This is a genomic window from Aeromonas sp. s13 (assembly GCF_040907905.1).
Classification (GTDB): domain Bacteria; phylum Pseudomonadota; class Gammaproteobacteria; order Enterobacterales; family Aeromonadaceae; genus Aeromonas; species Aeromonas veronii.
In genome coordinates this window covers 112,833-127,263 of the sequence record NZ_JBFOCS010000040.1, presented here as the reverse complement: position 1 = coordinate 127,263, position 14,431 = coordinate 112,833, and the positions used below count along the sequence as shown (strand labels likewise).

Genomic DNA, 14,431 nt, shown 5'->3' with positions numbered 1-14,431 from the left:
CCTTACCTCACCTTCAGGGTGGCAAGACCCAGCAGCACCAGCACGAGGGTGATGATCCAGAAGCGCACGATGACGCGCGGCTCCGGCCAGCCCTTCTTCTCGTAGTGGTGATGGATCGGCGCCATGCGGAAGATCCGCACGCCGCGCAGCTTGTATGAACCCACCTGCAGGATCACCGAGACGGTCTCCATCACGAAGACGCCGCCCATGATCACCAACAGGAACTCCTGACGGACCAGCACGGCGATGGTGCCAAGCGCGCCGCCCAGCGCCAGGGAACCGACGTCCCCCATAAAGACCTGGGCCGGATAGGTGTTGAACCAGAGGAAACCAAGACCCGCCCCGACGATGGCAGTACAGACGATCACCAGCTCGGAGGTATAGGGCACGTAGGGAATGTGCAGGTAGCTGGCAAAGTTGACGTTACCGGTAGCCCAGGCGATCAGGGCAAAGCCCCCCGCCACCATCACGGTCGGCATGATGGCCAGGCCGTCGAGACCGTCGGTCAGGTTGACCGCATTGGAGGTACCGACGATGACAAAGTAGGTCAGCACGATAAACATCAGGCCAAGCTGCGGCATCACATCCTTGAGGAAAGGCACCACCAGCTGGGTCTGCCCCTCATGGGTTGCAGTCGCATAGAGGAACACCGCCACCGCCAGCGCTACCGCTGATTGCCAGAAATACTTCCAGCGCGCGATCAGGCCGTCGGTATTCTTGCGCACCACCTTGAGGTAGTCGTCGGCAAAGCCGATGGCGCCATAGGCACCCAGCACAAACAACACCAGCCAGACATAGGGATTGTCGAGGCGGCACCAGAGCAGCACAGACGTGAAAATCGCCGCAATGATCATCAGGCCACCCATGGTCGGGGTGCCCCGCTTGCTGAGGTGGGACTCGGGACCGTCGTTGCGGATTACCTGACCAAACTTCAGGATCTGCAGACGGCGGATCAGCCGCGGCCCCATCCAGAGGGCAACCCCCAGTCCGGTGATGATCGACAGGATGGCGCGAAACGTCAGGTAGGAGAAGACGTTGAAGAAGGTGAAGTGCGGGGTGAGCAGTTCGGCCAGCCAGACTAGCATGTGGCTGACTCCTGATGGCCTTTGACCATCTCGACGATATCTTCCATGCGGGAGCCACGGGCGCCCTTGACCAGAATCGAAATTTCCTGATGTGTATTTATCATTTGCGCAAGCACTTCAAACAACGACGCCTTGTTATCGAAATGTCGGCCAGCCGCGGCATCTGCGGTGTGGCGACTCTCTTCCCCCACTGTCAGCACGGCATCCAGACCGCGCTCGCGGGCATGACGGCCAACCCGGGCGTGTTGCTCGGCAGACTCCTCACCCAGTTCCCGCATATCACCGAACACCAGCACCTTGAAGCCGCCCATGGCGGTCAGGGCATCGATGCCCGCCAGCACGGATTCCACGCTGGCATTGTAGGTATCATCCACCAGGGTCAGACCGCCCCAGCGCTGGACGCAGAAGCGCCCCTTGACCGGTGCCATCTGCTCCAGCCCCGCCTTGACACAGGCGAGGGATGCGCCGAGGGCCAGACAGCCCGCGGCGGCAGCCAACGCATTGGCCACGTTGTGGCGACCCGGGATCGCCAGAGTCAGGCTCAGCTCACCCTGCGGGGTCACCATCACGAACTCGGCGCAGCCTCGCTCGTTGAGCACAAGGTTGCGCGCGTGGAACGGCTGGCTCTGATCTTCGATGGAGAAGGCGCACTGAATGCCGCGTTCCCGCCACTTCGGCCAGAATTCGTTGTCGGCATTGACGATGGCGGTGCCGCCCTCGCTCAGCCCCTCAAAAATTTCGCTCTTGGCGTGGAACACCCCTTCCAGCGAGCCGAACCCCTCCAGATGGGCCGCCGCCACGTTGTTGATGATGGCGGCATCGGGTTTGGCCAGTGAAGTAGTCCAGGCGATTTCGCCCGGATGGTTGGCACCCAGCTCCATCACCGCAAACTTGTGTTGCGGTTCGAGGCGCAGCAGGGTGAGCGGCACGCCCACCTCGTTGTTGAAGTTGCCAGCGGTGGCCAGCACTTCCCCTTCGTTGCGCAGGATGGCGGTTGCCATCTCCTTCACCGTGGTCTTGCCGCAGCTGCCGGTAATGGCCAGCACTTTCGGGTTGATGCGCTCGCGCACCAGTTTGCCGAGGCGACCCAGTCCCTTCAGACTGTCGGTCACCACCAGCTGGGGGATGGCCAGCGGCAGCTCACGCTCGACCAGCAGGGCAGAGGCCCCCGCCTGAACGGCCTGTTCGCAAAAATCGTGGGCATCGAAGCGCTCGCCGCGCAGAGCAACGAACAGGGCACCGGCACCCAGGGTGCGGGTGTCGGTACTGACTGCGGTGATCTCGCCATCTTCACCAATCAGACGGGCATCGAGTACCTGCGCCAGCTCGGCAAGCCTGAGGGTCATCATTTGAATGACTCCAATAATGTGTGCAAAGCGGCGGCGACGGTTTCCCGGTCGCTATAGTGCCGCTTGTCGGTTCCAATGATCTGATAATCCTCGTGACCCTTACCGGCCACCAGGATGATGTCCTGTTTGCTCGCCTGACCGATGGCCAGCGCAATCGCCTTGACCCGGTCGTGCTCCACCTGCACCGCAGCAGGATCGCGAAGACCCGCCACCATGTCGGCCATGATCCGGGTCGGCTCCTCGGTACGGGGATTGTCGTCGGTCAGGATCACGCGATCCGCATACTGCTCGGCCATGGCAGCCATCATGGGGCGCTTGCCGCGATCGCGGTCGCCACCACAGCCAATCAAGCACCAGAGCAGCCCTGTGCAATGCACCCGCAGGGCCTGCAATGCCTTCTCCAGCGCATCCGGGGTGTGGGCGTAATCGACCACCGCCAGCGGCGTATCACCACCGCCAAAACACTCCATGCGACCGGTTACCGGCTGCAATTTCGGGGCCGTTGCCAGTAGCTCATGGAAGTCATAGCCGAGCACCAGCATCACGCCCATCGCGGCCAGCACATTGCTGACGTTGAAGCGCCCGAGCAAGGGGGCGGATAATACACCATTCCCCCAGCTGGAGTTAATCTGCGCGCGAAAACCTTGCTGGTGAAAATCGAGCTGCTGCGCCGTTAATTGACGGCCAGAATGGTTTTCGATCGGGCCATTAACGCTGAACGCCACCGCTGCCGGGTATTTTTCGAGCCACTTGGCACCCAGCGCGTCATCGCGGTTGATCACCGCATTCGACTCATCGACCAGCTGCAACAGCTGCTCCTTGGCGGCGCCATAGGCTTCCATGGTGCCGTGATAATCGAGGTGATCCCGGCTCAGGTTGGTGAAAACGGCAACGGCAAACGGCAGTGCGGCAACACGATGCTGCACCAGACCATGGCTGGAGACCTCCATCGCCACCAGATCCGCGCCCTGTTCTTGCAGCGCAGCCAGATTGGCTTGCACCTGCACGGCGCTGCCGGTGGTATTTTCCGCTTCGATCAAATTGCCAAACAGGCCGTTGCCGATGGTGCCCATCACACCCGCCTTGCCACCCAGCAGGGTGCGCCAGTTGGCGACCAGCAGCGCCGTAGTGCTCTTGCCATTGGTGCCGGTGATCCCGACCAGATCCAGTTTTTTGGCTGGTTGATCGTAGAAATAACCTGCAAGAGCAGAGAGGTGAGCGGGCAGATCCCGCATCCCAATACAGGGAACCGGAGTCGATGGTGGGATAAATTCACCATCCTCCTCAAACACAACAGCGGTCGCTCCCTGAGCCACCGCCTGTTCGATAAACCGTCTGCCATCCACTTGATGACCGCGAATGGCCACGAAGAGCGAGCCGGGGCCAACCCGCCGGCTATCCAGCTGGATATCGGTCAGGGTGAGCGCCGGCGCCTGGATACCGAAGGGGCGCAGTAATGCATCAAGTGCGCGGGACAAGAGAAGCCTCCGTACGGGCAAGTTTGGTGGGCACCGCTGGCGGCACCGCATCGGGACGAATATTGAAGAGCTGCAGCACCCCGCCCATGGCCTCTGCAAACGGTGGGGTCGCCACGGCGCCGCCATAATAGGCGCTGCCTTTTGGCTCGTTGATCACCACCACCATGACGAAACGGGGATCACTGGCGGGTGCGAAACCGGCAAACCAGGCCATGTAATCCTTGCCATAGCCACCGGCGACGGCGACCTTGGCGGTACCACTCTTGCCACCGACCCGATAGCCCGGGATCTTGGCTTTTGGAATGGCGTTGTCGACCACATACTCCAGCGCCTGCAACATGGCAGCGGCGTTGTTGTGATCGATAACCTGCTCACCCTTGGGCGGCGTAGTCACCTTGACGATGGAGAGCGGCACCCGTTTGCCCTTGTTGGCCAGGGTGGCGTAGGCGGAAGCCAGCTGCAGCGGGGTGACTCGCAGACCATAACCGAACGAGAGGGTTGCTCGCTCGATATCGGACCAGCGACGACGCTGGGGCAGCATGCCGCTGCTCTCGCCCATCAGCCCGCTGCCGGTATCCATGCCGAAACCGAACATGCTGAGGGTATTGATCATCTCCTGCGCCGGCATCCTCAGCGCGATACGCGACATACCTATGTTGGAGGAGTAGCGCAGGATGTCGTAGAGGTTGGTCGCCTTGTGGATACTGACGTCCTTGATCTGCTTGGCACCGATAAAGAGCGGACCACCGGGAATGAAATCTTTCCAGCTGGTGACACCTGCCTGCAAGGCACTGAGCAAAATCAATGGCTTGACGGTCGAACCCGGCTCGTAGGTATCGGTCACCACCCGGTTGCGTACCCGGAAGCTCTGATACTGGCCGCGGTTGTTCGGGTTATAGGAGGGGGTGTTGACCATGGCGAGTACTTCACCGGTCTTGATATCCAGCATCACCATGGAGCCGGAGGTCGCCTTGTTCTCGTCGGTTGCCCGCTTGAGGGCACGGTAGGCCAGAGCCTGCACCCGCTGATCGATACTAAGCTGCAGATCGTTGGCGTTCTTGCCCTCTTTGACGATGCCAAGCCGCTCGATGACGCGACCTTGACGATCCTTTCGTACCCGCATTTCGCCGGGTGTCGCCGTCAGCCACTCGTTGTAGCTGCGCTCAATCCCTTCAATACCGCTGCCATCGATGTTGGTCACCCCCACCAGATGGGCGCTGATCTCGCCGGTCGGATAGAAGCGGCGCGCTTCGGGGCGCAGGTAGATGCCACCCAGCTTGAGCCCCTTGATATATTCCGCCACCGCAGGAGTAACCTGACGCTGCAGATAGACGAAGCGTTTGCTGGGGTTGGCGATGCGGTGTTTGAGGGTATTGATGTCGAGCTTGAGCACGGCGGAGAGAGCCAGCCAGGCTCGCTCATTATTGATGGCACCAGATTCATGCACCGTCTTGGGATCGGCCCAGACAGCTTCGACCGGCACAGAAACCGCCAGCTGCTCGCCGTTGCGATCGGTGATCATGCCGCGCACCGCCTGGGTAGAGGTGGTACGCAGGGAACGCATGTCCCCTTCCTGACGCAGACGATCCGGATTGATCACCTGGATCCAGGCCAGACGCAGGATCAGACCCACAAACGCGATGCCGATAAACACCGCAAGCGTGCGAAAGCGCCACGGATAGATCGATGGCGCTTTGACATTCGCTTTGGCAGCTTTGGCTGTAGCCTTGCGTTTCATGGTTGGGTAATTACCTTCTCGGTGGTCACCAGCGGACGACCCATCTGCAACTTGTCCATCGCCAGACTCGCCACCCGGGAGTGTTCAGCCAGGGTGCCCTGCTCCAGCAGCAGGTGGCGCCATTCGATATTGAGGCGATCCTCTTCCGCCATCAGATCGTTCTGCTTGGCCGTCAGACCACGGGTCATGTTGGTCACCAGGATCACGGCAAACGCGGTCACCAGCACGGCGACCGACAGAAAAATCTGCAGCTTGTGCCGCCAGAGATCGGCAACGATCTCCTTGGCCAGATGAACACGCACTTCGCTCATCGCTTACTCCGCCAGCCGTTCGGCAACCCGCAGCACCGAGCTGCGTGACCGGCTGTTTTCAGATACTTCATGATCAGAAGGCTTGAGTGCCTTGCCGACCGACTTCAATTTGCGACCGCCAGCCAGCTGGGCCTCGGTCAACGGAATGCCATAAGGCACTTCCGGCCCCTTCTCGTGCTTGCGGATGAAATGCTTTACCAATCGATCTTCCAGAGAATGGAAGCTGATCACCGACAGACGGCCATGTGGTGCCAGCACTTCCAGTGCACCGTTGAGCGCGGTTTCGATCTCGTCCAGCTCGCTGTTGATATAGATGCGAATGGCCTGGAAGCTGCGGGTTGCCGCATGCTTGCCCTTCTCCTTGCTCGGATTGACCCGGGCAATCATCTCCGCCAGTTGACGGGTACGCACATAAGGTTCGGTCATGCGGTCGTGCACAATGGCACGGGCGATCTTCTTGGCAAAACGCTCCTCACCGAAGGTCTTCAGCACCCAGGCGATGTCATCCACATCGGCCTTGGCCAGCCACTCGGCGGCGCTCTGGCCGGAGGTGGGGTCCATCCGCATATCGAGCGGACCATCTTTCATAAAGCTGAAGCCCCGCTCGGCATCATCCAGCTGGGGTGAAGAGACCCCCAGATCCAGCAGGAAGCCATCCACCTTGCCCAGCAAACCGCGCTCATCCAGATAGGAGGCGATGCCGGAGAAGGGGCCGTGCACGATTTCGAAACGGGGATCCTGGATCTTGGCTGCTTCTGCGATCGCCTGGGGATCGCGGTCGATGGCGATCAGGCGGCCATTGGGGCCAAGGTGCTGCAGGATCAGACGAGAATGACCACCACGGCCAAAAGTACCGTCGACGTAGACACCGTCCGGCTTGATGGCCAGACCTTCAACGGCTTCGTGCAGCAGCACTGTGATGTGTTCAGCGGCTTGGGTCATTTATAAAGAGAAATCCTGTAGTCGTGGTGAGCTTGCCCAATCGTCCCCGGGCAGACCCAAGATGTCGTCATTGACCTGTTGTTGCCAGCGGGCTTCATCCCACAGCTCAAACTTGTTGAGCTGGCCCACCAGCATGATTTTCTTGTCAAGCCCCGCATGGTTGCGCAGTGGCTGGCTGAGCAGCAGACGGCCATTGCCATCCAGCTCGCATTCAGTTGCATGTCCCAGCAGCAGTCGCTGCAAGCGGCGCTCTTGCGGATTCATGCTGGAGAGAGTCTTGAGCTTGCGCTCGACCTCTTCCCATTCATTCAGGGGATAAAGCAGCAAACAGGGATGGGCAATATCGATGGTGCAGACCAGCTGGCCGTCGCTTTCGTCGCGCAGCCAATCACGGAATTTGGTCGGAATTGCCAGTCGCCCTTTACTGTCCAGGCTGATGGCATGAGCGCCACGCAACAAATTGCAGTCCCTAAAGGTGAGTGAGCAGGCAGATTGCCCCTCTAAAAACCACTTTGATCCACTTTTCCCCACCTTGAAGTTTAAGGACGTGCAGGGGGCTTTTCAAGCAAGGAGATGGGACAGAGGGAACATATTGACGCAGCAATTGCATACCGCGGATTGAGTGGGTTGATTTTCCAAGAGTTATTGCTGAAAAAACAGAAAGTGATTAATAAGCAGCAAGTCGGTGAGCGGTCACTATCTGGGCGATATGATGAAACGGAACAATACCACTGCACAGAGCAAAATACTGACACATATCACTGGATAGATGATGTAACCATCTTTCGAACGGCGAGCACGCAGAGACACCAACTGACAAAGCAACAGATTGTAAATAATCAGCAGGGATGTCAGCAGAATATTGGTGGCAAATGTCAGCTCTTGAGCGTAACCAATGTACAAGCCCATCAGAATGAAATTGGCGAGTATCAGATACAGCAAAAACTTCTGAATCGCTTTACCCGAATTTGGGCTCTTTTTTACTCGTGTTATCATGCTTGCTACGTCCTGGATTACACATGATCAGACGACCTTAAATTCAAAAAACTGTTGAGATATATCATGTTTTTATTATTGCGCGATCCTTGCTCAACAATTGCCCCATGACTCGGCTCGTTTTTTTGCTAATGAGCGGGATGTTAATGATATCAACATCTTGCCATGCTTATCACAATTATCAGTGGCAAGCTGGTTTCCCTGTCCCGATTCAGGGAAAAGGGGTCGACTTGGTCAGCCAGCAGCAACAATTCCTGCTGAAGCAGCGCCCTTATCTCCAACAACGTCTTGCAGAGACACAGCCCGTTATTCGCTGGGTCGCGGAACAGGTTCACGAACGCAAACTGCCGCCCTTGCTTGCCTTTGTTCCTTTACTGGAAAGCAGTTACCGATTGGATGTGGTCTCTTCTGCTGGCGCCGCAGGCCCCTGGCAGCTGATGCCAGATACCGCCACCCGATTTGCCATTCCCATCACCAGCGAATTTGATGGGCGCTATTCACTGCCATTGGCGACAGAGGCTGCCCTGTCCTATCTGGCATGGCTGTATCGCTTCTTTGGCAATGACTGGCTGCTTGCTTTGGCCGCCTACAACGCAGGAGAAGGGCGGGTACTCAATGCGGTTTTAAAAGCGGGGACACGTAATATATGGGAACTGGAGCTTCCGACTGAAACACGCTTTTATGTCGCGCGCTTTGTTGCGCTGGCAAGACTGCTTGATATGGCTGACAGCTATCAGTTTCAACTTCCGCCATGGCACAGCGGCAATGACTTGCAAATATTCCGTCATCCGAACGGCTGCTCACTGCCCGCGTGGGCTCAGGCAAAAGGCGTATCAATGAATGAAGCCAGCCGCTGGAATCCGGCCTGGCAACTCCCTGTCGCGCAAGGGATAACCCATTGCCCTATCGTCTACAGCAAGGGCAAAGCCCCCACCGCCAACCAGAAGAAAGGGGCGACCGCCATTGTCAAAGCGGTCTCACTGGACAGTCTGCATGATCCCCTGTTGCTGAAAGCTGCCAGGGGGCTTGATATGAGTCGAGGCGAGATCAGACTGGAACGCTTACCTGATCCTCTTGGGATTCAGCAGAAGCGGCCGCTGATTGCGGCACCATGAAACAGTGGCGCCAATGGCTCAGTACCGGAGCCAAATCAACCTCTTCCGGATATGACCAGCGAGCACCATAAAAGCAGAGCTGCCGGCCAATGGCGCGACGATGAGTGATGTTGCAATCCAGAGCAATTCGCGGCAACAGGGAGAGCGTCACCGTTTCGGGTAATTCAAATCGAGCCGGAGCAAGGAAGCCGACCCCGCCTGGGCCAATATCTTTGATCACTGCGCGGCCAATGCTCTTGTCAAACAGCAATCCGGAAATCAGCAATCTGGCCGCAATACCACAACTCTGTGACTCGAAAGGCGTTGTTCCATCGTGCAGATACCAGCGCGGTACTTTTCTGCGTGGATCATTGTGCGAGGTATGCAGCGGAAACTCGATCTCAGGGTCGTCCATGGGAAATCATCTCCTTGCGTGGGTGGTTGCCGCTTGCGTTTGGGAGCTGAAAAGTTGCTCCAGATTAGTTTCTGCCTGGGTTGTCATGACCAGCAATTCAATGCGCCGATTACGGCTGCTTTGTGGATTGCGGGTATCTTCCAGCATGGTATCGGCCATCGCGACAACCTGCCCGACCCGTTCAGGTGGCATGCCTCCTGCCAGCAACACCCGTCTTGCCATCATGGCGCGGTCTGACGATAGCTCCCAGTTGCTGTAGTTGTCACCGGCAAACGGTGTGCTGTCGGTATGGCCAGAAATCATGACCCGATTCTCGATACGCTGGAATATGGGTGCCAGCGCCATCAACATATGGCGAAAGAAAGGGCTAATACGGGCACTGCCGCGGCTATACATTTCCCGATCCGCGTCATCACGGATCAGGATCCGCAATCCTTGGGGAACAATTTGAATCTCGAGGTTATTCTTCGCCTGCATCTGCTCAGCAAGATGGTCGATAAAGCTGGCCAGCTGCTTCATCTGGGCTTCCCCCTCAAGTTTACCTATCAACAGCTTTTCATACCCACCGCCCGGACCGTCAGAAAAAATGCTCTGATTACGATCCATATGCTTAGGCATCAGCTGACCCTGCTGATCGAACTTGGGGTTCAACTCATCGATCACGGAGGGATTGCCACCGAGATCGACAGGATAGGGGCTGTTGCGAATATCAAACGGGTTGGCCTCACTGTCCATGATGCTGTAGTCCCGCAGGCGGCTAGCAACGACTTCCCGCTCCTCCTGATTGGACACAGCCAGGATCCAGAGCACCATGAAGAAAGCCATCATGGCCAACGTGAAGTCGGCAAATGCCACCTTCCAGGCGCCTCCCCCTTTGGGGCCGCTGTTACGACGCTGCTGACGCTTGACGATAATCTGTTCGTGATTGCGCATTACATCGCCCTGTTGGTCACCCAATCTTCCAGCTCAAGGAAGCTTGGTTTGACTTCAGGCTCCAGGATCTTGCGACCCGAATCGACGGCAAGCAAAGGAGTTTTGCCACGCAACTGGGCAATCAGGATCGACTTGATGCACATCAACAGGCCGATACGACGCTTGACCATCTCTTCCATGGCATTGCTGATTGGCTCCAGCAAGCAGTAGCAGAGGAAAATACCGATAAAGGTGCCCACCAGCGCCGCCGCCACATGGACACCGATATTGCTCAGGGGGCCGTCCAGTTGCTGCATGGTGATGATGATCCCCATCACCGCAGCAAGAATGCCGAAGCCCGGGCAGGCCTCGCCGGTTTTGTGCAAGGCATGAGCAGGCTTGAGCATGTCCTCTTCAATGGCCATGATCTCCTGCTCCAGCACGGTATCCAGTTCATGGGGGGTGATCTTGCCCATTCCGAGCAGACGCAGGTTATCGATAATGAAACCAAGCAATTGGGGATCTTCCGAAATCTGGGGATACATCAAGAAAACCGAGCTCTGCTGGGGATTTTCAATATGCTCGTCGAGCGCCTTCATCCCCTTGTTGCGTGTCTCTTCAAGCAGTTGATGCATCAGAGTCAGCAGCTCACGATAGACCTCTTTCTCTTCTTTGTTCGCTTTGAAGCACATTTTTATCTGCCGCCACATTTCATGCATCACCTCTTTCGAGTTGCCAAGAAACATGGAGCCTACCGCTGCGCCGATAATGATGATGAGTTCGGCTGGCTGCCACAAGGCAGCGAGGTTCCCCCCGGCCATCATGAAGCCACCCAGCACGCACACTAATATGACGCCGATGCCAATCTGTTTTTGCATGAATGTTCCCGCACGATACAAGAAGGGTCACCAGTAAAGGTGAAGCACTACTATATGGAGTCGACCAATCGCTGCTTTAGCTGAAGTACACATTGTTTGTGCAGCTGACAAACCCGGGATTCGGTTAATCCCAGCACCAGCGCGATCTCTTTCATATTGAGCTCTTGCTGGTAATAGAGGGAAAGCAATAACTGCTCGCGTTTATCCAGAGTGGCCAACACCTTGCTGATGGTCATTGCCATATCGACATCATCAGATTCGGTGGTCGGGGCTTTGCCGCCATTCTCCAGCCACTCTTCCAGACTCTGCAACGCTTCAGCCTGGCTGGCGTAGGACAACTGACGCACCTCATCCACCGAACAGTCGAGCGCAGTAGCAAGTTCTTGCTCTGAGGGGGGGCGCCCCAAACGATTGTGCAGTTCACGCTGCGCCTGATTATGGCCGTGTACCTGCTGTCGCAGTTGGCGGGGTCGCCAGTCCAGACGGCGCAACTCATCGAGCATGGCGCCACGAATCCGTTTGAAGGCATAACTTTCAAACTGGGCATCGGGCTCGCTGCCATAACGGCGCCACGCCTCCAGCAATCCCATCATTCCCACCTGCTCCATATCCTCCTGATCAAAACAGGCACTGACCTGGCTGCGCAGATGACTGGCGGCTCGCTTCACCAAGGGCAGATAGCGAGCAAGAATAGCGGGCTCTCCCGTGCGAGGAAGTTGCGGTGTATCGGCAAACTCTTGTTGAGCATCCCAAACGGAATCTGTCATATCGTGGCTACTGTACCAGCACCTTGGTGATCAGCACTTCATCAAGATAGGGCTTGTAGCCATATCCCTGTACCGTAGTGACCAGCTTGTCGCGCAGAGAGACCTGCAACTTGGAAATATTCTGCAGCTCGACTTTTACGTCATCATGGGAGCGGTGGCTGAAATACTGCACCATGGCATTGCGGATCAGTGGCATCAGTTCATCCAGCTTGGCAACCTGCGCCGGGTTGTAGGTCACCAGTGCCAGCTCCAGCACCAGATAATGAGACTGTTCACCCCCTTCCAGGCTGATGACAAAACGCTCCATCGGCTTGAACAGCGGAGTGCTGCTCAGCTCTGGCTTTGGCTCTGCCAATCCGAGCCAGACTTCGACCACATCGCGTTTAAGCCATGCGCCATAGGCCAGTATGGCCAACAGACACAGAGCCATGACGAATATCATCAACCACTTCATGACACGCCGCATAATGTAAAACCACTCTCGCTATTACGGGTTAAAAATCAGACCAGTGTATTGAGCCAGTCGTGCACCGTATCCCATTGGGAGTCCGGATCATCCTGCCACTGGCGACGGCCAGCCAGGATCTTCTCCTGTTGCCACCGCTCATGCTGTCCCTGTTCACCGCCTTGCCCCACATTGACCTCGACCCCACCGGCATGATGGGGAGCCAGGCTCATCCGCAAGCGCTCCATCGACTGGATCATCGCATCGCGAACCGCCGGATTGGTCACGTTCAACTGGACATTAAGCCGGTCACCATCGAGCTTGACGGTCAACTCCAGTCGCCCGAGCTCTGGCGGATCCAGCCGGATGTGAGCCTGTTTCACCTGTTGATTGACCTGCAGTTCAACCTTGTCCTGAAGCAGGCTAACCAGCTGCTGTCCCCACTGGCTCTGGTTGTCTGACAACCGGACAGGAGCCCACTGATAGTCGGCAGGACGCGGCGGTGCAGCAGCGAGTTGTCCGACAGCCAGCTGGCGAGCATCTGGCAGCCTGTTTTCTACCACTGCGGTATCAGGCACATTTCCAGCATCGAGACCAGCGGCCATAATCGGCAAGGTGAAGCGGCCGGGCAATACACCGGTTTGCCCATTTGATTTGACAAGCAACGTAGAGAGCGCCTGTTCCGCAGCGGCAGAGACCGTTTCACGACGCGGCATCACCTCTTGCTCGGGCAGCGCGGTCGCACTCTCCATCAAGGCACGAAGAGAGGGCGGCAATTTGTTATCCACCATCACCTGCTGGCCGCCGGTGCTACCTTCAGCTCGGAAAAAAGTACGGCTCATACGAAAACCATCAAGATCGGCATCACTCACTCTGACAAAGAGAGGAGGCATATTGGTAAACGCTTGCAGCTGTTCAGCCGGGTCGCCTTCCATCCTTGGCTGTTCGCTCTCTTTTTCCTCTACCGCAACATCGCTGGCAGCCAGCTCGGGCAAGGGCAATACAACCAGAGGGTCAACCGCCTCATCCAGCGGTTGATACAGCTCACCTTCACTGCCGGCTTGGCCGGACAAGCGGTTCAAGGCCGTGACATCAGGCGAATACGCAGCGTCAAAACCGCTAAATTGAATCAATCCCATTGCTCTGTCTCACCGTAGGCGGTCAAGCCTTCACGAATCGAAGAAAGCTGCTGCCACTCCTGTTTACGAACCAGGGTTTCCTGCTCGCAGAGTTGCAATGCCTGTCGATACAAAATTCGGGCTTTATCTCTTGCTGGTTGCAACGCAGCCCAGAGTTGGGGATTCCGGCTAACTTGAGAGACAAATTGTGCAAAACGTCCATCGGTTAGCCTGACTGCATCCCACTGGCCAGCTTGCGCTTGTTGCAGCAAGAGCGTACCCAACCCCAATAACTGACGCTGGCGAGTCTGCAGTTCGGTCTCACGCAACACGGGAGCAATACCTGACATGACGAGCCCCAAAAAGAAGATGAACCAGCCCACAAGCAAGGAGTGGGCCAGACCGAGAACCAAGAAATTTCAATATGTTGGGCGTGAGGAAGAACAGAGAGGAAGGAAGTACTACTTCCGTATTAACGAGGATGACGCGCCATTGCTTCCCAACCCTCTTTCAGCTCTTGCAGGATTTTGCGCACTTCGGCGAACCCCTCAACATTGTTGGAAACGCTGATTTCGAACAATTTTTGACCGCAGTAGTCATAAAGACGATGCAGATTGACCGCCAGTTCGCCCCCCTTATTCATATCAAGCGCACTGTCCAGCCCACCCAGGATCTGCAGACACTTGTTGATGGCCAACCCTTTGCGCTCGAACTGTTTCGCCAAGATATGCCCTTCTGCTCTGGCTATCTCATCAAGCAAGCCATCCATCAACATCAATACCAGCTGATATGGATCGGCACTCGCGGCCTTGGCTTCTGTGGCGGCAAATCGATAGGCATCATAGCCATCTTCAGATTCAAACATGGGTCACTCGCTATTGCAGGTTCAAACCAGTTCATCCA

At 57.0% G+C, this 14,431-nt stretch carries 17 protein-coding genes; 2 read left to right on the top strand and 15 right to left on the bottom strand.

What is annotated here, in order from left to right; all coding sequences use genetic code 11:
• Positions 1-2: 2 nt before the first annotated feature.
• From mraY to mraZ, 7 genes are read right to left on the bottom strand one after another with little or no spacing between them, the layout of a single operon-like run.
• Positions 3-1,085 carry a phospho-N-acetylmuramoyl-pentapeptide-transferase gene (mraY, locus tag AB5Y82_RS07260; protein WP_005356635.1) on the bottom strand — a complete coding sequence of 361 codons (1,083 nt, stop codon included), beginning with the start codon at positions 1,083-1,085 and terminating at the stop codon, positions 3-5.
• A complete protein-coding gene (gene murF, locus AB5Y82_RS07255) occupies positions 1,079-2,434 on the bottom strand; it encodes a UDP-N-acetylmuramoyl-tripeptide--D-alanyl-D-alanine ligase (RefSeq protein WP_368173803.1) in 1,356 nt (451 codons plus the stop codon). Before murF ends, mraY begins: the two co-directional genes overlap by 7 nt.
• Positions 2,431-3,963, bottom strand: coding sequence for a UDP-N-acetylmuramoyl-L-alanyl-D-glutamate--2,6-diaminopimelate ligase (gene murE, locus AB5Y82_RS07250; protein WP_111899841.1), 1,533 nt, complete (start codon positions 3,961-3,963; stop codon positions 2,431-2,433). Before murE ends, murF begins: the two co-directional genes overlap by 4 nt.
• Positions 3,896-5,650, bottom strand: a complete 1,755-nt coding sequence (locus AB5Y82_RS07245; protein WP_019444792.1) for a peptidoglycan glycosyltransferase FtsI — start codon at positions 5,648-5,650, stop codon at positions 3,896-3,898. The genes murE and AB5Y82_RS07245 overlap by 68 nt, the downstream gene beginning before the upstream one ends.
• Positions 5,647-5,961 (bottom strand): cell division protein FtsL, encoded by a 315-nt coding sequence (ftsL, locus tag AB5Y82_RS07240; RefSeq protein WP_005336166.1) that lies wholly within the window; start codon positions 5,959-5,961, stop codon positions 5,647-5,649. The genes AB5Y82_RS07245 and ftsL overlap by 4 nt, the downstream gene beginning before the upstream one ends.
• 3 nt (positions 5,962-5,964) lie before the next feature.
• Positions 5,965-6,903, bottom strand: coding sequence for a 16S rRNA (cytosine(1402)-N(4))-methyltransferase RsmH (gene rsmH / locus AB5Y82_RS07235; RefSeq protein WP_111899840.1), 939 nt, complete (start codon positions 6,901-6,903; stop codon positions 5,965-5,967).
• Positions 6,904-7,362 (bottom strand): division/cell wall cluster transcriptional repressor MraZ, encoded by a 459-nt coding sequence (mraZ, locus tag AB5Y82_RS07230; RefSeq protein ID WP_013723406.1) that lies wholly within the window; start codon positions 7,360-7,362, stop codon positions 6,904-6,906.
• A 114-nt stretch (positions 7,363-7,476) separates the two neighbouring features.
• Between mraZ and AB5Y82_RS07225 the strand changes: the two genes are divergently transcribed.
• Both AB5Y82_RS07225 and AB5Y82_RS07220 read left to right on the top strand, forming a co-directional pair.
• Positions 7,477-7,926 (top strand): hypothetical protein, encoded by a 450-nt coding sequence (locus tag AB5Y82_RS07225; protein WP_159144453.1) that lies wholly within the window; start codon positions 7,477-7,479, stop codon positions 7,924-7,926.
• Between the two features lie 80 nt (positions 7,927-8,006).
• Positions 8,007-9,014, top strand: coding sequence for a lytic transglycosylase domain-containing protein (locus AB5Y82_RS07220; protein ID WP_234888385.1), 1,008 nt, complete (start codon positions 8,007-8,009; stop codon positions 9,012-9,014).
• On the opposite strand, the gene AB5Y82_RS07215 is transcribed toward AB5Y82_RS07220, so the two are convergent.
• The 8 genes from AB5Y82_RS07215 to lafC form a co-directional block, all read right to left on the bottom strand.
• Positions 8,947-9,408 (bottom strand): hypothetical protein, encoded by a 462-nt coding sequence (locus AB5Y82_RS07215; RefSeq protein ID WP_076493178.1) that lies wholly within the window; start codon positions 9,406-9,408, stop codon positions 8,947-8,949. The two genes, AB5Y82_RS07220 and AB5Y82_RS07215, sit on opposite strands and share 68 nt — an antisense overlap.
• A gap of 6 nt (positions 9,409-9,414) precedes the next feature.
• Positions 9,415-10,341 (bottom strand): lateral flagellar motor protein LafU, encoded by a 927-nt coding sequence (lafU, locus tag AB5Y82_RS07210; RefSeq protein ID WP_111899839.1) that lies wholly within the window; start codon positions 10,339-10,341, stop codon positions 9,415-9,417.
• On the bottom strand, positions 10,341-11,198 hold the full coding sequence (gene lafT, locus AB5Y82_RS07205; RefSeq protein ID WP_019444796.1) for a lateral flagellar motor stator protein LafT: 858 nt from the start codon (positions 11,196-11,198) through the stop codon (positions 10,341-10,343). Before lafT ends, lafU begins: the two co-directional genes overlap by 1 nt.
• A gap of 50 nt (positions 11,199-11,248) precedes the next feature.
• Positions 11,249-11,965: a lateral flagellar system RNA polymerase sigma factor LafS gene (lafS, locus tag AB5Y82_RS07200; protein ID WP_026034857.1), complete on the bottom strand. Its 717-nt coding sequence runs from the start codon at positions 11,963-11,965 to the stop codon at positions 11,249-11,251.
• Positions 11,966-11,972: 7 nt separating this feature from the next.
• Positions 11,973-12,395 carry a lateral flagellar basal body-associated protein LafF gene (lafF, locus tag AB5Y82_RS07195; protein WP_272865864.1) on the bottom strand — a complete coding sequence of 141 codons (423 nt, stop codon included), beginning with the start codon at positions 12,393-12,395 and terminating at the stop codon, positions 11,973-11,975.
• A gap of 71 nt (positions 12,396-12,466) precedes the next feature.
• Complete coding sequence (locus AB5Y82_RS07190) at positions 12,467-13,549, bottom strand: flagellar hook-length control protein FliK (RefSeq protein WP_111899837.1); 1,083 nt, start codon at positions 13,547-13,549, stop codon at positions 12,467-12,469.
• Positions 13,540-13,941 carry a hypothetical protein gene (locus AB5Y82_RS07185; protein ID WP_019444800.1) on the bottom strand — a complete coding sequence of 134 codons (402 nt, stop codon included), beginning with the start codon at positions 13,939-13,941 and terminating at the stop codon, positions 13,540-13,542. The genes AB5Y82_RS07190 and AB5Y82_RS07185 overlap by 10 nt, the downstream gene beginning before the upstream one ends.
• 59 nt (positions 13,942-14,000) lie before the next feature.
• Positions 14,001-14,393 carry a lateral flagellar export chaperone LafC gene (gene lafC / locus AB5Y82_RS07180; RefSeq protein ID WP_005336195.1) on the bottom strand — a complete coding sequence of 131 codons (393 nt, stop codon included), beginning with the start codon at positions 14,391-14,393 and terminating at the stop codon, positions 14,001-14,003.
• Between the last annotated feature and the right edge of the window lie 38 nt (positions 14,394-14,431).